20 protein-coding genes and 1 tRNA gene are annotated in these 21,499 nt (G+C 58.8%); 6 read left to right on the top strand and 15 right to left on the bottom strand.

The annotated features are described in order from the left end of the window. The first annotated feature begins 49 nt into the window (after window positions 1–49). Together soxB and ACHEXK_RS11815 are read left to right on the top strand one after the other, a co-directional pair. Window positions 50–1,783: a thiosulfohydrolase SoxB gene (soxB, locus tag ACHEXK_RS11820; protein ID WP_416546415.1), complete on the top strand. Its 1,734-nt coding sequence runs from the start codon at window positions 50–52 to the stop codon at window positions 1,781–1,783. A 58-nt stretch (window positions 1,784–1,841) separates the two neighbouring features. Next, window positions 1,842–2,840 carry an MBL fold metallo-hydrolase gene (locus ACHEXK_RS11815; protein WP_416546413.1) on the top strand — a complete coding sequence of 333 codons (999 nt, stop codon included), beginning with the start codon at window positions 1,842–1,844 and terminating at the stop codon, window positions 2,838–2,840. Window positions 2,841–2,914: 74 nt separating this feature from the next. On the opposite strand, the gene ACHEXK_RS11810 is transcribed toward ACHEXK_RS11815, so the two are convergent. Beyond that, entirely contained in the window at window positions 2,915–3,262 is a 348-nt protein-coding gene (locus ACHEXK_RS11810) for a rhodanese-like domain-containing protein (protein ID WP_416546411.1), read from the bottom strand. Window positions 3,263–3,359: 97 nt separating this feature from the next. Between ACHEXK_RS11810 and ACHEXK_RS11805 the strand changes: the two genes are divergently transcribed. Next, window positions 3,360–4,298, top strand: coding sequence for a cyanophycinase (locus ACHEXK_RS11805; protein ID WP_416546409.1), 939 nt, complete (start codon window positions 3,360–3,362; stop codon window positions 4,296–4,298). 3 nt (window positions 4,299–4,301) lie between these two features. On the opposite strand, the gene ACHEXK_RS11800 is transcribed toward ACHEXK_RS11805, so the two are convergent. The 5 genes from ACHEXK_RS11800 to ACHEXK_RS11780 all read right to left on the bottom strand — a co-directional run bounded on the left by ACHEXK_RS11800 (window position 4,302) and on the right by ACHEXK_RS11780 (window position 7,329). Further along, window positions 4,302–4,376, bottom strand: a tRNA-Arg gene (locus ACHEXK_RS11800). Window positions 4,377–4,428: 52 nt separating this feature from the next. Next, window positions 4,429–5,613, bottom strand: coding sequence for a vWA domain-containing protein (locus tag ACHEXK_RS11795; RefSeq protein WP_416546407.1), 1,185 nt, complete (start codon window positions 5,611–5,613; stop codon window positions 4,429–4,431). Window positions 5,614–5,628: 15 nt separating this feature from the next. Then, complete coding sequence (locus ACHEXK_RS11790; RefSeq protein WP_416546405.1) at window positions 5,629–6,240, bottom strand: GNAT family N-acetyltransferase; 612 nt, start codon at window positions 6,238–6,240, stop codon at window positions 5,629–5,631. Further along, window positions 6,237–6,476: a hypothetical protein gene (locus ACHEXK_RS11785; RefSeq protein WP_416546403.1), complete on the bottom strand. Its 240-nt coding sequence runs from the start codon at window positions 6,474–6,476 to the stop codon at window positions 6,237–6,239. The genes ACHEXK_RS11790 and ACHEXK_RS11785 overlap by 4 nt, the downstream gene beginning before the upstream one ends. A gap of 10 nt (window positions 6,477–6,486) precedes the next feature. Next, a complete protein-coding gene (locus ACHEXK_RS11780) occupies window positions 6,487–7,329 on the bottom strand; it encodes an AAA family ATPase (RefSeq protein ID WP_416546401.1) in 843 nt (280 codons plus the stop codon). 105 nt (window positions 7,330–7,434) lie between these two features. On the opposite strand from ACHEXK_RS11780, the gene ACHEXK_RS11775 reads away from it, so the two are divergent. After that, window positions 7,435–8,094 (top strand): c-type cytochrome, encoded by a 660-nt coding sequence (locus ACHEXK_RS11775; protein ID WP_416546399.1) that lies wholly within the window; start codon window positions 7,435–7,437, stop codon window positions 8,092–8,094. 108 nt (window positions 8,095–8,202) lie between these two features. On the opposite strand, the gene grxD is transcribed toward ACHEXK_RS11775, so the two are convergent. The 4 genes from grxD to hemA all read right to left on the bottom strand — a co-directional run bounded on the left by grxD (window position 8,203) and on the right by hemA (window position 11,906). Further along, window positions 8,203–8,526 (bottom strand): Grx4 family monothiol glutaredoxin, encoded by a 324-nt coding sequence (gene grxD / locus ACHEXK_RS11770; protein ID WP_416546397.1) that lies wholly within the window; start codon window positions 8,524–8,526, stop codon window positions 8,203–8,205. 85 nt (window positions 8,527–8,611) lie between these two features. Further along, window positions 8,612–9,457, bottom strand: coding sequence for a peptide chain release factor N(5)-glutamine methyltransferase (prmC, locus tag ACHEXK_RS11765; protein ID WP_416546395.1), 846 nt, complete (start codon window positions 9,455–9,457; stop codon window positions 8,612–8,614). Beyond that, on the bottom strand, window positions 9,457–10,545 hold the full coding sequence (gene prfA / locus ACHEXK_RS11760) for a peptide chain release factor 1 (RefSeq protein ID WP_416546393.1): 1,089 nt from the start codon (window positions 10,543–10,545) through the stop codon (window positions 9,457–9,459). The genes prmC and prfA overlap by 1 nt, the downstream gene beginning before the upstream one ends. Window positions 10,546–10,634: 89 nt before the next feature. Continuing rightward, on the bottom strand, window positions 10,635–11,906 hold the full coding sequence (gene hemA / locus ACHEXK_RS11755; RefSeq protein ID WP_416546391.1) for a glutamyl-tRNA reductase: 1,272 nt from the start codon (window positions 11,904–11,906) through the stop codon (window positions 10,635–10,637). A 137-nt stretch (window positions 11,907–12,043) separates the two neighbouring features. On the opposite strand from hemA, the gene ACHEXK_RS11750 reads away from it, so the two are divergent. After that, on the top strand, window positions 12,044–12,319 hold the full coding sequence (locus ACHEXK_RS11750; RefSeq protein WP_416546389.1) for a hypothetical protein: 276 nt from the start codon (window positions 12,044–12,046) through the stop codon (window positions 12,317–12,319). A 10-nt stretch (window positions 12,320–12,329) separates the two neighbouring features. On the opposite strand, the gene ugpQ is transcribed toward ACHEXK_RS11750, so the two are convergent. From ugpQ to ugpB, 5 genes are all read right to left on the bottom strand, one after another. Beyond that, on the bottom strand, window positions 12,330–13,064 hold the full coding sequence (gene ugpQ, locus ACHEXK_RS11745) for a glycerophosphodiester phosphodiesterase (protein WP_416546387.1): 735 nt from the start codon (window positions 13,062–13,064) through the stop codon (window positions 12,330–12,332). Then, complete coding sequence (gene ugpC / locus ACHEXK_RS11740) at window positions 13,061–14,083, bottom strand: sn-glycerol-3-phosphate ABC transporter ATP-binding protein UgpC (protein WP_416546385.1); 1,023 nt, start codon at window positions 14,081–14,083, stop codon at window positions 13,061–13,063. Before ugpC ends, ugpQ begins: the two co-directional genes overlap by 4 nt. Before the next feature lie 59 nt (window positions 14,084–14,142). Beyond that, on the bottom strand, window positions 14,143–14,997 hold the full coding sequence (gene ugpE / locus ACHEXK_RS11735; protein WP_416546383.1) for a sn-glycerol-3-phosphate ABC transporter permease UgpE: 855 nt from the start codon (window positions 14,995–14,997) through the stop codon (window positions 14,143–14,145). A 34-nt stretch (window positions 14,998–15,031) separates the two neighbouring features. Continuing rightward, entirely contained in the window at window positions 15,032–15,913 is an 882-nt protein-coding gene (gene ugpA / locus ACHEXK_RS11730) for a sn-glycerol-3-phosphate ABC transporter permease UgpA (protein WP_322993752.1), read from the bottom strand. Window positions 15,914–16,022: 109 nt separating this feature from the next. Then, on the bottom strand, window positions 16,023–17,327 hold the full coding sequence (ugpB, locus tag ACHEXK_RS11725) for a sn-glycerol-3-phosphate ABC transporter substrate-binding protein UgpB (protein ID WP_416546381.1): 1,305 nt from the start codon (window positions 17,325–17,327) through the stop codon (window positions 16,023–16,025). A 278-nt stretch (window positions 17,328–17,605) separates the two neighbouring features. Here ugpB and ACHEXK_RS11720 point away from each other — a divergent pair, with 278 nt between their 5' ends. Next, window positions 17,606–21,484 (top strand): DUF3683 domain-containing protein, encoded by a 3,879-nt coding sequence (locus tag ACHEXK_RS11720; protein WP_416546379.1) that lies wholly within the window; start codon window positions 17,606–17,608, stop codon window positions 21,482–21,484. The last annotated feature ends 15 nt before the right edge of the window (window positions 21,485–21,499 follow it).

The raw sequence follows: 21,499 nt of genomic DNA, 5'->3' as shown, positions 1-21,499 counted from the left end.
CCCGGCTGGTCCGGGTTTTTAAAGTTTCTATATATCAGTGGTTGCAAATATGAATCTCTCCAAACGTGAATTTATCCAAGTCATGGGCGCCGGCACGATGGCTGGCATGAGCATGGGCTCTTTTGCCGAAGCCAGTGCGACCACTGCATCCAATGGGCTCTACGATATTCCCAAGTTCGGCAACGTCTCATTCCTGCACATGACCGACTGCCACGCGCAGCTCAAGCCGATCTATTTCCGCGAACCCAGCATCAACATGGGCATTGGCTCCATGGAAGGCAATTTGCCGCATTTGGTGGGTGAGTATTTGCTCAAGGTGGCCAAAATCCGTCCCGGCACGGCCGAGGCGCATGCTTTGACCTTCCTTGACTATGAAAAAGCCGCCAAGCGCTATGGCAAGGTCGGTGGCTTTGCGCATCTGGCCACCCTGGTCAAGCGCATGAAGGCCAGCCGTCCTGGTGCTTTGCTGCTCGACGGTGGTGACACCTGGCAAGGCTCGGGCACCAGCTTGTGGACCAACGGCCAGGACATGGTGGACGCCTGCAAACTGCTGGGCGTGGACGTGATGACCGGCCACTGGGAATTCACTCTGGGCATGGAGCGCGTCAAGGAAATCGTTGAAAAAGACTTTGCCGGCAAGGTCGACTTTGTGGCGCAAAACATCAAGACCAGCGACTTTGGCGACCCGGTGTTCAAGCCCTATGTGATCCGCGAAATCAATGGCGTGCCTTGCGCCATCATCGGCCAGGCTTTCCCTTACACCCCGATTGCCAACCCCCGTTACATGGTGGCCGACTGGGAGTTCGGCATCCAGGACGAAAACATGCAAAAGATGGTCAACGAAGCCCGCGGCAAAGGTGCGCAGGTCGTCGTGGTCATCAGCCACAACGGCATGGATGTGGATCTGAAGATGGCCAGCCGCGTGAGTGGCATCGACGCCATCATGGGGGGGCACACCCACGACGGCATGCCCGTGGCCTCCATCGTGTCCAACAAAGGTGGAAAGACCTTGGTGACCAATGCGGGCTCGAACGGCAAATTTTTGGGCGTGCTCGACTTTGATGTGAAAGACAAAAAAGTCAGCGACTTCCGCTACAAGCTGCTGCCCGTGTTCTCCAACATGCTGCCGGCCGACAAAGAGATGGACGCCTTGATCAACAAGATCCGAGCACCCTACGAGTCCAAACTGGCCGAAAAACTGGCGGTGACCGATGGTTTGCTCTATCGCCGTGGCAACTTCAACGGCACGGGCGACCAGTTGCTGGTGGACGCACTGCTCGACGTTCAAGGTGCAGAGATCGCATTCTCACCTGGCTTCCGTTGGGGCACCACGCTTTTGCCGGGCCAAGCCATCACGCGCGAGTGGTTGCTGGACATGACCGCCACCACCTACTCTTATGCCACGGTAACCGAGATGACGGGTGAGACCATCAAGACCGTGCTCGAAGACGTGGCCGACAACCTGTTCAACCCAGATCCTTACTACCAACAAGGTGGCGACATGGTGCGTGTGGGCGGTTTGAGCTACAGCTGCAACCCCGTGGGCACCATGGGCACACGCATTGGCGATTTGCGTTTGAAGGGGCAGCTCATCGAGGCGGGCAAAAAATACAAGGTGGCGGGCTGGGCCCCTGTGGCCGAAGAGGCGCGTCACCAGGGCAACAAGCAGGTGTGGGAAGTGGTCGAGACTTGGCTCAAGGCGCAAGGTGGTCGCATCAAACCACGCCAACTCAACGCGCCCAAAATCATGGGTGCATTGCCCAACAAAGGCTACGCGGCTTGATGTGTGTGTGCAGCGCCTCCCAGTACCCACGGGCGTTGCACTTGAAGGAGGAGTCACCATGAAAAGAAGACAACTGTTATGGGCCAGCGCAGCCATAGGCAGCGCAGCCCTGTGGCCTGAAGCACGATTGCTGGCACAGCAAGCGCAGGAATTCATCGAGGGGCCACCTGTGGGGGATATCCCGGCCAAACAGCTGTCGCCGCACGTGTGGATGGTGTTCTCTCCGGATGGTTTTCCGACCGTTGAAAACCGCGGCATGATGTCCAATGTGATTTTTGCGGTGACCTCTGCAGGTGTGGTGGTGATCGATTCCGGTGCCTCCCTGCAGATCGGTCAAATGGCGATCCGCATGATCCGCAAGGTGACCGACAAACCCGTGGTGGCGGTGTTCAACAGCCACTACCACGGTGACCATTGGCTGGGGAATCACGCTTTTGTCAAAACTTATGGCGACAAGCTGCCCATTTATGCGCTGCCCAGCACCATTGAAAAACTCAAAGGGGCCGAAGGCAATTTGTGGCGCAGCCTGATGGAGCGCTGGACCAACCAGTCTACTTTGGGCACGCAAGTGGTTCTTCCCAACACGCCCGTGCAGCATGGCCAAGTCATTCAAATCGGTGACGTGAGTTTTCGCATGCACCACTATGGCACGGCCCATACCCCCTCTGACCTGTGTGTCGAGGTCGTGCAAGACAAACTCACGGCGGTCGGCGACATCGCCATGGCCAACCGCATTGCCAACATGGACGAGGGCTCTTATGTCGGCACCTTCAAGTATTACAAGGCCTTGGAGGCGGCCGCTGGTGAGCAAATGTGGGTGCCCGGCCATGGCTTGGGCAGCAAAGACTTGCTCAAGACTTATGGCGAGTTCTTGGCGGGCATTTGGGAGCCTTGCTTACAAGCCGTCAAAGACGGTAAGTCCGAAGCCGAGGCCAAAGCGGCGGTTCTGAAAGACCCGCGTGTGGCCTCCCGCGCCAGAGCCATGCAGGGCTATGAAGGCAACATTGGCAAGTACACCAGTCTGGCCTATCTTGAGGCGGAAAAAGAAGCGTTTTAAGGGGGATAAACGGGCGCCTGACTTGCCCAATGAGGTTCACAGGCCCACGCAATAGGCGTGGGGGGTGGCATCGCTCAACCCATGAAGTGACGCCAGGCGCCCACGTTGTAGACCTGCTTGAAACCATGCTTTTTCAAAAGCATTTTCGCCATGCCGCTGCGGGTACCACTGGCGCAGCCCACCACGACAGGTGTCTCGCGGGAAATCTCATTCAAGCGATGGCCCAGTTCATTGAGCGGTATGTTGACCGAGCCAGGGGCGTTACCCGATGAAAATTCAGCCAGGGAGCGGACATCGATCAGCGTCGCGCCCTCAGCCTTGAGTTTTGGCAGCATCCCCTTGACGCGGTGAGTGTTCCACCATTTGTAAGCCAGCCAAAGGCCCAAAGCAATCATGGGCCAGTAATCTTGCACAAACTTCATAGAACTCCGATGGGAAATAAATCTATCTTGCAATGTGTCTTATTGTAGAAGTACTGCGCCCAACCATACATTCACAGGCTTGGGTTAGAGTGACAGCATGAGCCGAAGAAAATTTATAGGGAGCATGGTCAGCGGTCTGGCCATGACCGCTGCGGGTGTTTTACCGATTTGGGCGCAGAGGCCCAAGGTGCCCCGGTTGGTCATCGTGGGTGGTGCTGAGGATCGTTTGAAAGATCGCATCATCTTGCGCAAATTTTCAGACTATTGTGGTGGCCCTCAGGCCAAGATACGGATCATCACAGCGGCCAGTGGTGATCCGCAAGGTGTCTGGCAAAGTTACCGCGAGGCGTTTCATGCTTTGGGTGTGAGCGATGTAGATCGGTTGCCCATAGATGATCGTGAGAGTGCTCAATCAGCGGCTGTTCAGGCCGAAATCTTGCAGGCGGATGGCATTTTCATGAGTGGCGGTGACCAGTCCAAATTGATGGCGATTTTGTGGGACAGCTTGGCTTATCAGTCCTTGCACCAATCATTTCACATGAACGCTTGCTGCATTGGCGGGACCAGCGCAGGGGCTGCTGTCATGTCGCGCCACATGATTGCCCAGGGGCCTTCGGTGCTTCGCCCCAGCAAGGAAGCAGTGGAGACCGATATCGGTTTGGGTTTTCTGTCACAAGCTGTGGTGGATCAGCATTTTTCTGAGCGCAGACGTTTGCCTCGACTGTTGTCCACCCTGGCCATGCGGCCGGATTTGTTGGGCGTGGGCATTGACGAAGACACTGCGTTGGTGATTGAGCGCGGAGAGGGCATCGAAGTCATTGGTCAAGGAACTGTGACCCTGGTAGATCCTTCACAGATGCAATCGAATGTGGACGATTTGGAAACGCTTGATCAGATTGAAATGTTGGGTGTGCAGTTGCATTTGCTGCCCGCCGGACACCGTTACACCGTGAAGTCCGTTGGACAAGGTACCAAGTCAGCGCCGCTTCGCCGTGCTATCGAGCGATTGGTCGCGGTGGGCCCGATAAGGGCTTAAGTTTGGTGCCCCCGACAGGAATCGAACCTGTATCACTCCCTTAGGAGGGGAGAGTTCTATCCATTGAACTACGGTGGCGTGTGGGAGATTTTACAGGGCGGGATGAGCCCACCTCAGCGGATGGGCAGACTCACTTGCTCAATAAGCGCATCGCGTCTTCCAACCCTTTGAGGGTCAGCGGGAACATGCGGTTGCTCATGAGCTGCTGGATGATGGAGATGCTCTGGCGGTATTGCCACACGCCTTGCGGTTCCGGGTTGATCCAGGCGAATTTGGGGAAGGTGTGCGTCAGGCGCTGCAGCCACTCGGCCCCGGCCTCTTCGTTGTTGTACTCAACGCTGCCGCCTTTTTGCAAAATCTCATAGGGGCTCATGGTGGCGTCCCCAATGAAGATCAGCTTGTAGTCCTTGTTGTACTTGCGCAGAATGTCCCAAGTCGGGAACTTCTCGGCATAGCGGCGTTTGTTGTTCTTCCACATGAAGTCATAGACGCAGTTGTGGAAGTAATAAAAATCGAGGTGCTTGAACTCGGCCTTCACGGCCGAGAACATTTCTTCGACGCGGGCAATGTGGTCGTCCATCGTGCCGCCCACGTCCATGAGCAGCAGCACTTTCACGTTGTTGTGGCGCTCGGGCCGCATCAGGATGTCGAGGTAACCGGCATTGGCTGCCGTTTTGCGGATGGTGCCATCCAAGTCCAGCTCTTCCACCGAGCCTTCGCGGGCAAAGCGGCGCAAGCGGCGCAACGCCACCTTGATGTTGCGTGTGCCCAGCTCTTGTTGGTCGTCGTAGTCTTTGTAGGCGCGTTGTTCCCACACTTTCACGGCACTGCGGTTGCCGCCTTTGCCGCCAATGCGAATGCCTTGCGGGTTGTGGCCACCGTTGCCAAAAGGCGAGGTGCCGCCGGTACCAATCCACTTGTTGCCGCCTTCGTGCCGCTCTTTTTGTTCTTCGAGGCGCTTCTTGAGCGTGTCCATCAGCTCATCCCAGCCCATCTTCTCGATGGCGGCTTTTTGCTCGGGCGTGAGTTCCTTTTGCAAAATCTTTTCCAGCCAGTCGAGGGGCACTTCTTTGGTGAAGTCGGTCAGCATTTCAACGCCCTTGAAGTAAGCGCCGAAGGCCTTGTCGAACTTGTCGAAATGCTTCTCGTCTTTGACCATCACGGTGCGGGCCAGGTGGTAGAAGTCGTCGATGCTGCAGGCGTCAGATGCCGGGCCGACCACATGGGCTTGCAAGGCTTCAAGCAGTGTCAGGTACTCGCGCACCGAGACAGGCAATTTGGCGGCACGCAGGGTGTAGAAAAAATCGATCAGCATGGCGTGTCTCCGTGCTCAGGCCCGAACGCGAGCGAGTTGGTAGTCCAAATGCGTTTTCACATTGGGCCATTCGCAGGCCACGATGCTGTAGACACAGGTGTCGCGCAGTGCACCGGGGGCCATGGGGTGTGGGTTGATCTGGTGGCTGCGCAACACACCGTCGAGCTTGGCGCCCAAGCGCTCGATGGCGCGGCGGCTTTGCTGGTTGAAGAAATGCGTGCGAAATTCCACCGCGATGCAGTTCAGCTGTTCAAAGGCGTGTGCCAGCAGCAGGCGCTTGGCTTCGGTATTGAGAGGGCTGCGCTGCACACTTCGTCGGTACCAAGTGGAGCCAATTTCAACACGGCGGTTGGCCGCGTCGATGTTCATGTAGGTGGTCATGCCCACGGCTTGGCGGGTGGCCGGATCGATCACGGCGAATGGGCACATGCTGCCTTTGGCTTGCAGGTCCAGTCGGCGGGTGATTTCGACGGACATGCCTTCCGGTGTCGGGATGGCGGTGTACCAATGGTTCCAGAGTTCGCCGTCGCGCACCGCTTCAACCAGCGCGTCGTGGTGTGCGTGCGACAGCGGCGCAAGCTGGACGTGCCGAGCCGAGAGGGTGAGAGGCGAAATCCAGGGGGTCATGATGCGTCTGTGTCAGCGTCTTTGGCTTTTTGTTTGCTGCGCCAATAGCGGGCCAAATGCAAGCCCGCGCCACCGCCCAAGCCCACCAGCAAAATGCCACCAATGCTGGCGTTGTCATAACCGGCGCTGAAGATGTTCAGCCCGAGCCATTGGCCAGCCCAATACCCAGCCAAGGCGCCGCCGACAAAGCCCACGGCATCCGAGATGCCTTCCATGAAAGGGTTGGGAGTGGTCATGGCGTCTGGGTCAGCGGTTGCGCTGGTTCATGAACACCAGCTTTTCAAACAGGGTCACGTCTTGCTCGTTCTTGAGCAGGGCGCCCACCAAGGGTGGCACCGAGACCTTCTGGTCGGCGCTTTGCAGGGCTTCGAGCGGGATGTCTTCGGCCACCAAAAGCTTCAGCCAGTCCAGCAGTTCGCTGGTCGAGGGTTTTTTCTTCAAGCCCGGTAAGCCACGCACGTCGTAAAAAGTCTTGAGTGCCAGGGCCAGCAGGTCTTTCTTGAGCGTGGGGAAGTGCACATCCACGATCTGCTTCATCGTTTCTGCCTCGGGAAACTTGATGTAGTGGAAGAAGCAGCGGCGCAAAAAGGCGTCCGGCAACTCTTTTTCGTTGTTCGAGGTGATGAACACCAGGGGCCGGGTCTTGGCTTTGATCAGCTGGCGCGTCTCGTAGCAATAAAACTCCATGCGATCGATCTCGCGCAGCAGATCGTTCGGGAATTCGATGTCGGCTTTGTCAATCTCATCGATCAGGATGGCCACCGGCACATCGGAAGTGAAGGCCTGCCAAAGCACGCCCTTGATGATGTAATTTTCAATGTCTTTGACTTTTTCTTCGCCCAGTTGGCTATCGCGCAGACGGCTGACGGCGTCGTATTCGTACAGGCCTTGCTGGGCCTTGGTGGTCGATTTGATGTGCCATTGCAGCAGGGGCAGGCCCAAGGCCTCGGCCACTTCTTCGGCCAGCATGGTTTTGCCGGTGCCGGGCTCGCCTTTGACCAGCAGCGGGCGTTTGAGGGTGATGGCGGCATTCACGGCCAGCATCAGGTCCGGTGTGGCCACGTAGTTTTCGGTACCTTGGAATTTCATGTTGAACAGTTCTCAAAAACAGGAAAAAGCTTGTCAGGATTATGAGGGCCAGCCCGATATAATCCGCAGTTGATTTTTATCAATCATTTGGATTGTGTGAGCAAAATGAATAAGCTGTTGTCCTCGATGTTCGCCTTGGCTGTCGCTTCCGTGACGGCTTTTTCTGCCCAAGCCCAGGAAATCAAGGGCGATGCCAAAGCCGCTGAGCAAAAAATTGCCATGTGCATTGGATGCCACGGTATCAAAGGCTACCAAGCCAGTTTCCCCGAGGTTTACCGCGTCCCCATGATCTCTGGCCAGAACGCCAAGTACATCGTGTCGGCTTTGAGTGCTTACAAAAAAGGCGAGCGCAAACACCCCACCATGCGCGGCATTGCCGACACCTTGAGCGAGCAGGACATGGCCGATCTCGGTGCTTATTACGAGCAGCACGGCAAGACTGAACCGGTCGCCACAGCCCCCAAGGCACCGGATGCCAAAGTGGCAGCCTTGTTGCAAAAAGGTGCTTGCATCTCTTGCCATGGCGACAACTTCGCCAAGCCTATAGATCCGAGCTACCCCAAAATTGCGGGTCAGCACAAAGATTTCTTGTTTGTGGCGCTCAAGTCCTACAAAGTTGAAAACCAAGCCACCTGGGGGCGCAACAATGGTGTGATGGGGGGCATTGCCAAGCAGTTCTCCAATGCCGAACTCAAGGCCATGGCCGGTTACATCGGTTCCTTGGATGGCGATATGAAAGTCGTGCCTCAGTCCAAATTCCGTTGATCTGATTTCGCATCCCGTAAAAAGCCAGTCTGTTGACTGGCTTTTTTTCTTGTTGTCGGGTCAGTTTGATGGCCCTTGCAGCCAAGGGCCCAACCCGTGAGGCTTGGTTCAGGCTTGGCCGTTGATGACTTGTTGCAGTTCGCCCGATTCGTACATTTCCATCATGATGTCCGAGCCACCGATGAACTCACCCTTGACATAAAGCTGGGGGATGGTGGGCCAGTTGCTGTATTCCTTGATGCCTTGACGGATTTCGGCGTCGTCCAGCACGTTCACGGTTTTGACCGTCTTGGTGTCCACGCCGACGGCTTTAAGAATCTGGATGGCACGGCCAGAAAAGCCGCACATGGGAAAGCTGGCGCTGCCCTTCATGAACAGGGTGATTTCATTGCCTTTGACGAGTTCGTCGATGCGTTGCTGGGTGTCGCTCATAGTGATGCTCCAAATGGGGTCGATGTCAGATGGGATGAATTATGTCTCTGATTGAAAGTCTGCCATTTTCACAGGGATGTTGCTGTCACTTTGGCATGATCGCGCCTGTGCAGCGCTCGATGCCACCCAGATCGCAGCGCGACTGCACCTGCACAAAACCAGCTTCCCGCAGCAGGGCTTGAACCGGCGCTGCTTGGTCCCAACCATGTTCGAGCAGCAACCAGCCGTCCGGTGCCAGACAGGCAGGGGCCTGCGCAATGATCTGGCGGAGGTCATCCAGACCGTCTTGGCCGCTGGCCAGGGCTTGCAGGGGCTCATGGGTGAGGGCGGCCAGGTGAGGGTCGCCCTCGGCCACGTAAGGCGGGTTGGAGACGATGAGGTCAAAGCGGCCTGTGCACTGGACATCCAGCGCGCTCAGCCAGTCGCTGGCGATGAATTGCACGTCCAGCTGCAAACGGCTGGCATTGGCGCGGGCCACAGCCAGGGCGTCTTCGCTGGCGTCCACGGCCCACACATTGGCATCGGGCCGGGTGTGTTGGAGCGCCAAAGCCACCGCACCGCTGCCCGTGCCCAAGTCCAAAATCCGTGGCGAGCCGCTGGCAGGCAGGCAGGCCAGGGCCCAATCTACCAAGGTTTCGGTGTCGGGGCGTGGGTCGAGCACGCGGGCGTCCACGACCAGTGTGAGTCCAAAAAAATCTTTGCGGCCCGTGATGTAGGCCACGGGTTCGCCGCGCAGTCGGCGTTGCAGGGCGTCTTGCCACGCAGCGGATTGCGCAGCCGTCAACGTGTCGCTGTCATGGGCCATGAGCCAGGCACGGTCGTGCAGCGGGCGTTGCAGGCAGTGCAAAAGCAATATGTGTGCGTCCACCCGTGCCAAACCCAGGTTTTGGGCTTGGCGCAGGCATTGGTCGATGGCGGCTGCGGTGAGCATCAGACCACGGCTCCGATTTCGAGAGCGGCCAGTTGCTCGGCGGCTTCGCAGCTTTGAAGGGCGTGCACCACGTCCTGCAAGTCGCCTTCCATGATGGTGAGCAGCTTGTACAAAGTCAGGTTGATGCGGTGGTCCGTCAGGCGCCCTTGGGGGAAGTTGTAGGTGCGAATGCGGTCCGAGCGATCGCCGCTGCCAATCAAGCTTTTGCGCTCAGCTGCATCTTTGGCAGCGCGTTCGGCCCGGTCTTTTTCCTGGATGCGTGCCGTCAACACTTTCAGGGCTTGGGCCTTGTTGCTGTGCTGGCTGCGGCCGTCTTGGCACTCTGCCACGATGCCAGTAGGCAAATGGGTGATGCGCACGGCTGAATCGGTTTTGTTGATGTGTTGACCGCCCGCACCACTGGCGCGGTAAGTGTCAATGCGCAAATCCGACGGATTGATCTTGATCGCCTCGGCTTCGTCCGGCTCGGCCAGCACGGCCACGGTGCAAGCGCTGGTGTGGATGCGGCCTTGGGTTTCGGTGGCAGGAACGCGCTGCACCCGGTGCCCGCCCGACTCGAACTTGAGTGCACCATACACGTTGTCGCCTTCAACGCGGACAACCACCTCCTTGTAGCCGCCCAACTCGCTCACCGACTCCGACACGATCTCGCAACGCCAGCCTTGGGTTTCGGCAAAGCGCGTGTACATGCGCAGCAAGTCGGCGGCAAACAGCGCTGACTCGTCGCCTCCCGTGCCAGCGCGGATTTCCAAAAAGGCCGAGCGGGCGTCGTCCGGGTCTTTGGGCAGCAGCATGCGCTGCAAGTCCGCTTCCAATGTTTGCAACTCGGCGCTGGCGTTGGCCACTTCTTCTTCGGCCATTTCGCGCATGTCGTCGTCAGACAGCAGGGCTTGCGCCGTCGACAGATCGGCGCTGCGTTGTTGGAAGCGGGAAAAGCGCGAGGCCACTGCGCTGACCTCGGCGTGCTCGCGCGAGAGTTTCAGAAATTGCGCCATGTCGGCCATGATGTCTTCGCGCGAGAGCAGAAAGTCCAGCTCCGTCAAGCGCAGCGCGTAGCGTTGGAGTTGTTGGATCAAAAAGGGTTTCATGCCAGGGCTGTTGTGGGGGCCGCAGATCAAGCTGCAGGGGGGCAAGAAGAGTTTGTCGGAGGCCAAGCCCCGACCCACTGAAGCAGCCGCTAACGCTCTTTGCGCAAGAACACGCGTTGCACCGTGTGCATGGTCTGGTCGCGGTGTTCGGGGTCTGCCCCCCGCAACTCGGCCATGGCGCCATGCAGCATTTTTTGGGTCAGGCCTTTGGACAAGGCTTCCATGACCGCGATCGGGTCGTCACCCCGGGCCAGCAGTTTGCGTGCGCGGGCCAGTTCGGCTTCGCGCCAGGCATCGGCTTGGTTTTGCAGTTGCTGAATCAATGGCACGGTGTCGCGTTGGCCCAGCCAATGGCTGAAGCTTTGCACACCCGCATCGATGATGACCTCGGCCTCGGCCACGGCCGCTTGTCGCTGGGCTTGTCCGGCTTGTACCACGCTGGCCAAATCGTCCACGGTGTACAGGTAGACGTCTTCCAGCGATTTCACTTCGGGTTCAATGTCGCGGGGGACGGCCAAGTCGACCATGAACATGGGCCGGTATTTGCGTTTTTTCAGGGCCCGCTCCACCGCGCCCAAACCGATCAGGGGCAGGGTGCTCGCGGTGCAGCTGATGACCGCATCAAACTCGTGCAGGCGGTCAGGCAGATCGGCCAGGCGCATCACTTCGGCCCCGAAACGGTTGGCGAGCAACTCACCTCGGTCCATGCTCCGGTTGGCGATGGCCATGCTTTGAGGTTGCTTGGCTGCAAAATGGGTGGCCACCAACTCGATCATCTCGCCTGCGCCGACAAACAGGACGCGGATGTCCTTGAGGTCTTCGAACAACTGGCTGGCCAGTCGCACCGAGGCGGCGGCCATGCTGATCGAGTGGGCACCGATTTCGGTGGCGCTGCGCACCTCTTTGGCCACGGCGAAGCTGCGCTGAAACAATTGGTTCAGGGTGCTGCCCAGAGCGCCGGCTTGTTCGGCTGCCCGAACAGCATCTTTGAGTTGACCCAGAATTTGCGCCTCGCCCAGCACCATCGAGTCCAGACCGCTGGCCACGCGAAAGGCGTGACGGGCAGCTTCATTGCCTTCGAGCAAATAGGTGTGTGCGTGCAACTCGGAAGCACTCACGCCGCCGGTTTGCGCCAGCCAACGCAGGGTGTCGTTGGTGGCGGCCTGGTCAGCGGCGCAATAGATTTCGGTGCGGTTGCAGGTCGACAGGATGGCCGCTTCGGGTTCTTGTGACATGCGATGGGCCAGATCGCGCCGCAGCCCTTGAAGGGTGGGAACCAATTTGTCCACGGCGAACGCGAACCGACCGCGCAAATCCAGCGGTGCAGTGGTGTGGTTCAAACCCAAGGTCCATACAGCCATGGAGGCCATTATAGGCATGGCGTGTCAACCGAGGTTGACACATTTTGAAGGTTGTGACGTTGACGCAGCAGTCGAGGCACAATTTGACAAAAAAGTGACGCAAAATCGGTGTATCCCTTGGATCCATGAGAGGCCACATGACATTGGGTTTGTTCCTGCTCCATCTTGGAGGATTCATCCTGCCCGCATTGGCCATGGCTGTTTTCATGCCTTGGGCTGGGCGATGGGTCTTGGGCCCTGGCGCCAGACCAGTTCGTCGCCATATGGCGGTCCATGCCGTGATGGGTGTGCTGGTCTTGGTGGCCGGTTTATGGCTGTATGGTCAGGACGGGAAAATGAACACCTACATCGCTTTGGTGCTGGTGTCTGCGACGTTGGAGTGGGGGATGTGGCGGGCTTGGCAGAGCAAATGAAAAGCGCTGCTCACTGAGGAGGCAAGAGATCCACCCGGTCGGTGATGATGCCGTCAGTGCCCAGAGCCAGCAGGTGCCGGGCAGCCCAGTCGTCGTTGACGGTGTAGCTCAGACACCGCAGGCCAGCCCCTTGCACGCGGGCCACAGTGGCCACGTCCCATAAGGCGTAATTGGCCACCACAGCCACACAACCGAGCGCGAGTGCTTTTTCAAACCAACCCGTCCACAGCGTGTCGATCAGCAAGCCGCGAGGCAATTCGGGGGCTGTTTGCTGAGCGGCGGCCAGTGCATCGGGTTTGAACGAGGTCAAAAGCGGCGGCACGCTGGCGCCCGCCCACAGGTGTTTCGCCAGTCGAGCCACAGCCTCTCCGGTGGCCGCCTCGGTGCCCGGTGTGGGTTTGATTTCGATGTTCAGCAAGTGACCATTCGCGAGACAGAACTGCGCCAGCGCTTGGAGCGTGGGCAAAACTTCGCCTGCGTAGGTGCGTGAGTGCCAGGTGCCTGCGTCCAGCTGGGACAAGGCGTGCCAAGGCAAGTCGCCACCAATGCCCTGCCCATTGGTGGTGCGCTCCAGCGTGGCGTCGTGCATCAGAAACACCACGCCGTCAGCGCTGAGCTTGGCGTCGCACTCGAACATGCGGTAGCCATAGGATGCCCCCAACCTGAAGGCCGCCAAGGTGTTTTCTGGGGCGAGCTTGCCAGCGCCCCGGTGGGCGATCCAGCGCGGGTAGGGCCAATGTTTCATGGTGCTGATGGGGCGATGCGTTTTTGGGTTGTTGCGTCAAACCCGTGCACACGGTCTGGACGGGGTGTGGCGTGGAAGGTGCTGCCCGGCTGCGGCGGCATGACCGATTCGTCCAAGCGCAAGGTGAGCGTTTCATCGCCCAGTCGGGCATGCACCAAGCGTTCAGCGCCCAGCAGTTCAACCGTGTCCACCGTCAGGGTCCAGCCCCCCGATGGGGTGATGTCCAAATGCTCGGGGCGGATGCCCAGGATTTGCCCCTCAGGCGTGCCCGGGGCGCGTTTGAGCAGGTTCATGGGCGGTGAGCCGATGAAGCTGGCCACAAAGGTGCTGGCCGGACGGTTGTAGACCTCTTCGGGCGTGCCGAACTGTTCCATGTGGCCACCGTTCATCACGATCATGCGCTGGGCCAGCGTCATGGCTTCGACCTGGTCGTGCGTGACAAACAGGCTGGTGATACCCAGCTCGCGGTGCAGTTTTTGAATCTCCAGTCGGGTCTGGGCGCGCAGCTTGGCGTCGAGGTTCGACAGCGGCTCGTCAAACAAGAACACTTGCGGCTGACGAACGATGGCGCGGCCCATGGCCACGCGCTGGCGCTGGCCACCCGACAGCTCGCGGGGTTTGCGTTGCAGCAGGTGACTCAATTCGAGGATGCCCGCTGCCTTGTCCACTCGGGCTTTGATTTCTTCGATCGGGCGCTTGGCGATCTTCAGGCCGTAAGCCATGTTGTCGAACACGCTCATGTGCGGGTAAAGCGCGTAGTTTTGGAACACCATGGCGATGTCGCGCTCCGCGGGCTCCAGGTCATTGACCACGCGCTCACCAATTGAAATGGTGCCGCCCGAGATGTCTTCAAGGCCCGCCACCATGCGCAGCAAGGTGGATTTGCCGCAGCCAGAGGGCCCGACGATGACGACGAATTCGCCGTCGGCAATGCTGGCGCTCAGGTCATGGATGACGGTGTTGGCCCTGGCACCTGTGCCATAGGTTTTGAGGATGTGAGAAAGGGTAATTGCAGCCATAAATTCATTGATCAGACGAGGACAGAGCAACGCTTCGCATGGGTCTGTCCCCGGAGTTATTATTTTTCCGTATCAACCAGGCCCTTGACGAACCATTTCTGCATCAGGACCACGATCAGTGCCGGCGGGAGCATGGCCAAGATGGCGGCGGCCATCACCACATTCCACTCTGTCCAAGACTCCCCCGAAATCAAGCGTTTGATGCCCAGCACCACCGGGTACATGTCTTCGTTGGTGGTCACCAGCAGGGGCCAGAGGTATTGGTTCCAGCCATAGATGAACTGGATCACAAACAGTGCCGCGATGTTGGTGGCCGACAAGGGCAGCAACACGTCTTTGAAAAAGCGCATCGGTCCGGCACCGTCCATGCGGGCGGCTTCCACCAGCTCGTCGGGAATGGTCAGAAAAAACTGCCGGAACAAAAACGTGGCGGTGGCTGAGGCAATCAGCGGCACCGTCAGGCCGGCAAAGCTGTTGAGCAGTCCCAAGCCCGCCACCACTTCGTAGGTGGGGCTGATGCGCACCTCGACGGGCAGCATCAGGGTGACAAAAATCATCCAGAACACCATGTTGCGCAGCGGAAAGCGGAAATACACGATGGCAAAGGCCGACAGCAGCGAGATGGCGATCTTGCCAATGGCGATGCCCAAGGCACTGATCAAGCTGACCTGCATCATCGGCCACATGGCGGGCAGCGGACTGCCTTGTGAGTTGGGGCCGCCAAACAGGGTCAGGCGGTAGGTTTCCCAAAAGTGGCTGCCCGGTACCAGGGACATGGGCACGCTTTGGTTGATTTGCTGGGCGGATTGGGTCGAGCCAATGAAAGTGAGGTACAGGGGAAAGGCCACGATGGCCACTCCGATCAGCAAGATGAGATGCCGCAAAATTTGCAGGCCAGGGCGACGTTCGATCATGCGCGGTCTCCCGTGGAAACGGTTCGGTGCAACATCAGTACTGCACTTTCTTTTCAACAAACTTGAACTGCAAGACCGTGAGCGAGACCACAATCACCATCAGCACCACCGACTGTGCGGCCGAGCTGCCCATGTCCAGCGCTTTGAAACCGTCGTAATACACCTTGTAGACCAGGATGGCGGTGTCTTTGCCAGGGCCCCCATGGGTGGTGGCGTCCACGATGGCGAAGGTGTCAAAAAACGCATAGACGATATTGATCACCAGCAAAAAGAAGGTGGTAGGTGACAGGAGCGGGAACACGATCGTCCAAAACCGCTTCCAGGGGCTGGCCCCGTCAATGGCGGCCGCCTCGATCAGCGACTTGGGGATGGACTGCAAGCCCGCCAGAAAAAACAGGAAGTTGTAGGAAATTTGCTTCCACACCGCAGCCATCACGATCAGCGCCATGGCGTGGTTGGGGTTGAGCAGGTGGTTCCATTCGATGCCCATGGCCCGAAGTGCGTAACCCACCACCCCCATCGGCGAGGCAAACATGAACAGCCACAACACGCCCGCGACCACTGGGGCCACGGCGTAAGGCCAGATCAGCAGGGTTTTGTACAAACCCGCGCCGCGCCCGACCCGGTCGGCCATCACGGCCAGCAGCAGCGACACCGACAGGCCCGTGACTGCCACCAAGAGAGAAAACACGGCGGTGGTCTTGAATGAGTCCAAGTAGCCGCTGTCGTTCCAGAGCCGCGAGAAATTTTCCAGGCCCACAAATTCTCGCGAAGCGCCAAAGGCGTCCTCTTGCAGCACGCTTTGGTAAAGCGCTTGCCCGGCTGGCCAGAAAAAGAACACCAGCACGATGCTCAGCTGGGGCGCAATCAGCAGCCAAGGCAGCCAGCGGGATTTGAAGCGGACACGTTTTTCCATAAATTCTTTGCAAAACTGGGGTCTGAAGTGTCACCCCAAAATGCACAAGAGCAGAGGCACCGCCTCTGCTCCTTTCAGGTGTTCGCCGCCCCACAGAGCGGCGAATGCATCACTTGTTGGCTTTTTCGAAGCGTTCGAGTTGCTCGTTGCCGCGTTTGATGGCCATGTCCAGGGCTTCTTTGGTGCCCTTTTTGCCGCTCCACACGCCTTCGAGTTCCTCGTCAATGATGGTGCGGATCTGCACAAAGTTACCCAGACGCACGCCACGCGACTTGTCGGTGGTCTTGCGGATCATTTGGGTCACAGACACATCGGTGCCGGGGTTCTTTTTGTAGAAGCCGGACTTTTCGGTCACTTCAAACGAGGACTTGGTCACAGGCAGGTAGCCGGTGCGCTGGTGGCTGGCCGCTGCCACGCTGTCTTTGGACAGGTGGGCAAAGAACGCTGCCACGCCTTTGTATTCGGGCGCTTTCTTCCCGCTCATGACCCAGAGGCTTGCGCCCCCAATCACGGTGTTTTGGGGGGCACCATTCACATCGGGGTAGTAGGGCAGTGTGCCGATACCGTAGCCAAATTTGCCGTTGCGCGTCACGCTTCCATACAAAGCCGATGAGCCGGTGGCCATGGCGCATTCGCCCGAGACAAAAGTGGCGTCGGCTGCGTTGCCACGGCCTTTGTAAACAAACAGGCCCTGCTTGGCCATGTTGGCCAAGTTGTCGATGTGGCGCACATGCAGCGGGGTGTTGAAGGACAGGCGTGCATCCATGCCGCGCATGCCGTTGCCCTTGGTGGCGAATTCGGTGTTGTGCCAGGCCGAGAAGCTCTCCAGCTGCGTCCAGCTGATCCAGCTGGTGGTGAAGGGGCACTTGTGGCCGCTGGCCTTGAGCTTGGCGGCGGCCAACGCCACTTCAGGCCAGGTGGTGGGCGGGGTGTTGGGGTCCAGGCCTGCGGCCTTGAATGCGTCCTTGTTGTAATGGAAGACGGGGGTGGAGCTGTTGAAGGGGAAACTCAACATCTGGCCGTTGGGGGCGGTGTAATAACCGGCCACGGCTGGCACATAGGCATTTTGGTCGAATTTGAGGCCTGCGTCGGTCATGACCTTGCCCACGGGCACGATGGCGCCCTTGCTGGCCATCATGGTGGCAGTGCCCACTTCGAACACTTGCAGGATATGAGGCGCATTGCCCGCACGGTAGGCGGCGATCGCCGCAGTCATGGACTCGTCGTAGCTGCCCTTGAAGGTGGGCACAATTTTGTAATCCTTTTGGCTGGCGTTGAAGTCTTTGGCCAGATCGTTGACCCACTCACCCAGGGCGCCGCCCATGGAGTGCCACCACTGGATCTCAGTCTGGGCTTGGGCGGAGAGGCTGGCCAGGCCCAAAGCCAAGGCGGAAATGGTGAGTTTGAGTTTCATCGCGGTTCCTAAAAAATGCAGATTTATTGATTGACCCCATATCAATGGGCCATTTCGAGACGTCACTTTGGTGGATGTTGATGTCAAATATATTAAAACTGTGTGACATTGTCGGGACAATCCGGGGTTTCCATGAGCTGAAACCTTGGGGTGACAGGTGCCCCCACCCCCGGCGCGTGTTTGTTGCACTGCGGTAACATTCAATCTCAGCCGGTTTGACATTGGTTTCGGGTCTGGCTGACAGCGTCTTGAGTGACGCCTTTGACTGCGCCATACCCATGAATGCACCCACCACGCTCCAACATTTGATGCAAGCCGACGCCGATGCGCCGCGCCTGCGCGAAATCCCCTACAACTACACCAGCTTTTCAGACCGTGAAATCGTGCTGCGCTTGTTGGGCGAGTCGGCTTGGGATTTGCTGAACCAACTCAGACAAGAGCGCGGTACGGGCCGATCTGCTCGGATGCTTTATGAGGTGCTGGGCGATATTTGGGTGGTTGAACGTAACCCTTATTTGCAGGACGACCTGCTTGACAATCCTGCCCGCCGCAAATTGTTGGTTGAGGCTTTGCAGCACCGCCTAGGCGAGGTGCAAAAGCGCCGCACCCCAACTGTGGATGCGGCCCGAGATGCCTTGGTGGGCCAGTTGCTGGCCATGGCCACGCAAGCCGTGACGCAGTTCAGCGATCGTTTCACCCGCATGGCCAAGCTGCGCAGCCAGGTGCAAAAGATGCTGGGGCGCCTCACGGCCAAAGACAACATCAAGTTCGATGGCCTCTCGCGTGTGAGCCATGTGACCGACGCGACCGACTGGCGTGTGGAATACCCCTTCGTGGTGCTGACCCCCGACAGCGAGACCGAAATGGCGGGCTTGGTCAAGGGCTGTATTGACTTGGGGCTGACCATCGTCCCACGCGGCGGTGGCACGGGTTATACCGGTGGCGCGATCCCGCTGACTTGGAAGAGCGCGGTCATCAACACCGAAAAGCTCGAAGCCATGACCGAGGTCGAAATGGTCAACCTGCCCGGTATTGCCCATCAGATTCCGACCATTTACACCGAAGCCGGTGTGGTGACCCAGCGCGTGGCCGATGCCGCTGAGCGCGGCGGCTTTGTGTTTGCTGTAGACCCGACTTCGGCCGAAGCCAGCTGCGTGGGCGGCAACATCGCCATGAACGCGGGTGGCAAAAAGGCCGTCCTGTGGGGCACGGCGCTGGACAACCTGGCCAGCTGGCGCATGGTCACACCCGACGCCGAATGGCTGGATGTGGTGCGCATGGACCACAACATGGGCAAGATCCACGATGCCGAAGTGGCCACCTTCGAGTTGCGCTATTTCAAGGCCGACGGCAAAACCCCGATCCGCACGGAGACCTTGGTCATTCCAGGGAAAACTTTCCGAAAGGAAGGCCTGGGCAAGGATGTGACCGACAAGTTCCTGAGCGGTTTGCCTGGCGTGCAAAAAGAAGGCTGCGACGGCCTGATCACCAGCGCCCGCTGGGTGGTGCACCGCATGCCCACCCACACCCGAACCGTGTGCATGGAGTTTTTTGGCCACGCCCGCGAGGCGGTGCCCAGCATCGTCGAGATCAAAGACTTCATGTTTGCCGAGCAAAAGCGCACCGGCACCGTGATGGCGGGCTTGGAGCATTTGGACGACCGTTATTTGCGCGCCGTGGGTTATTCCACCAAGAGCAAGCGCGGCGGCTTTCCCAAGATGGTCTTGATTGGTGACATCGCCGGTGACAACGCCGACGATGTGGCCAAGGCGACCAGCGAGATCGTGCGCATCGCCAACTCGCGCAGTGGCGAAGGCTTCATCGCCATCAGCCCCGAAGCGCGCAAAAAGTTCTGGCACGACCGCAAAAAGACGGCCGCCATCTCGCGCCATACCAACGCCTTCAAGGTCAACGAAGACGTGGTCATCCCTTTGCCGCGCATGGCCGAATACACCGACGGCATCGAGCGCATCAACATCGAACTGAGTCTGCGCAACAAGCTGCAGTTTTGCCGTGAGCTGGAAGATTTTCTGGAAAAAGGCAACCTGCCACTGGGCAAGCAAGACGACGCCAGCGACATCCCTTCTGCCGAGTTGCTGGAAGACCGCGTGGCGCAAGCCCTGGCCGTGGTGCGCGAAGTGCGTGCGCAGTGGCAAGGCTGGTTGACCGATGTCGACGCACTGTTCCCTCAGCTGCAAGAGCACAGCCTGCGGGCCAGCTGGAAGACGCAAATCCGCCCGGCTTTCCAGAACATTTTTTCAGGTTCTGCTTTCTTGCCGATCCTGACCGAAGTCACGGCCATTCACCAGCGCGTGCTCAAGGGCCGCGTGTGGGTGGCGCTGCACATGCACGCGGGTGACGGCAATGTGCACACCAACATCCCTGTCAACAGCGACAACTACGAGATGCTGCAGACCGCGCACGAGGCGGTGGCCCGCATCATGGTGCTGGCGCGCAGCTTGGACGGTGTGATTTCGGGCGAGCACGGCATTGGCATCACCAAGCTGGAGTTTTTGACCGACGCCGAGTTGGCCAACTTCACGGCCTACAAAGCGAAAGTGGACCCCGAAGGACGCTTCAACAAAGGCAAGCTGCTGCGCGGCGCGGCCCTGACGGGGCTGGGCGACGATGTGCATGCGGCCGATTTGACGCACGCCTACACCCCCAGTTTTGGCCTGATGGGCCATGAGTCGCTGATCATGCAGCAGTCTGACATTGGCGCGATTGCCGCCAGCGTGAAAGACTGTCTGCGCTGCGGCAAGTGCAAGCCCGTGTGCGCCACGCATGTGCCGCGCGCCAATTTGCTCTACAGCCCACGCAACAAAATTTTGGCCACTTCTTTGCTTGTCGAGGCTTTTCTGTACGAAGAGCAAACCCGCCGGGGCATCTCGATCAAGCATTGGCAAGAGTTCGAAGACGTGGCCGACCACTGCACCGTGTGCCACAAGTGCCTGACGCCTTGCCCGGTGAACATCGACTTTGGCGATGTGTCCATGAACATGCGCAACTTGCTGCGCAAGATGGGTCAAAAGAGCTTCCGGCCGGGCAATGCCGCCGCCATGTTCATGCTGAACGCCACCAACCCCGAAACCATCAAGCTCGCGCGTGCCGCCATGGTGGGTGTGGGCATGCGTGCGCAGCGCTTTGTGGCTGGTTTGCTCAAGGGCGTGGCCCGCAAGCAGACCAGTGCGCCGCCGGCATCGGTGGGCACCGCGCCGATCAAAGAGCAGGTGATCCACTTCATCAACAAGAAGATGCCGGGCAACTTGCCCAAGAAAACGGCGCGTGCATTGCTGGACATCGAAGACAACGACTACGTGCCCATCATCCGCAACCCGAAAGCCACCACTTCTGAATCCGAAGCGGTGTTTTACTTCCCCGGTTGCGGCTCGGAGCGCTTGTTCAGCCAAGTGGGCTTGGCCACCCAGGCCATGCTCTGGCATGTGGGCGTGCAGACCGTGTTGCCACCGGGCTACTTGTGCTGCGGTTACCCGCAAAAAGGCTCGGGCCAGTTCGATAAGGCCGAGAAGATCATCACCGACAACCGTGTGTTGTTCCACCGCGTGGCCAATACGCTCAACTACCTGGACATCAAGACCGTGGTGGTGAGTTGTGGCACCTGTTATGACCAGCTTCAGGGCTACCAGTTCGACAAGATCTTCCCCGGTTGCCGGATCATCGACATCCACGAGTTTTTGCTCGAAAAAGGCATGAAACTGGACGCGGGTGGCGCCTACCTGTACCACGACCCATGCCATAGCCCCATGAAGCAGCAAGAGCCCATGAAGACCGTCAAGGCCTTGATGGGTGACAACGTGATTGAGAGCAAACGCTGCTGCGGCGAGTCGGGCACGCTGGGTGTGACGCGCCCGGACATCTCGACCCAGGTGCGCTTTCGCAAGGAAGAAGAGCTGCTCAAAGGCGAAGCGGCCCTGCGCAGCAGCGGTGCACTGGCACCCCAGGCCAATGTGAAAATCCTGACCAGCTGCCCCAGCTGCCTGCAAGGGTTGTCGCGCTTCGGTGACGACATGAAGAACGGCCTGCTCGAAGCCGACTACATCGTGGTCGAGATGGCCAAGCACATCCTGGGCGAAGAATGGATGCCCGAGTACGTGAGCGCTGCCAATGCAGGCGGCATCGAGCGCGTGTTGGTGTAACCCCCTGAAAGAACA

The organism is Limnohabitans sp. DCL3, assembly GCF_048019295.1.
Taxonomy (GTDB): domain Bacteria; phylum Pseudomonadota; class Gammaproteobacteria; order Burkholderiales; family Burkholderiaceae_C; genus Limnohabitans_A.
Note: the sequence above shows the minus strand (reverse complement) of the source record. Positions and strands in the feature narration are given on the sequence as shown.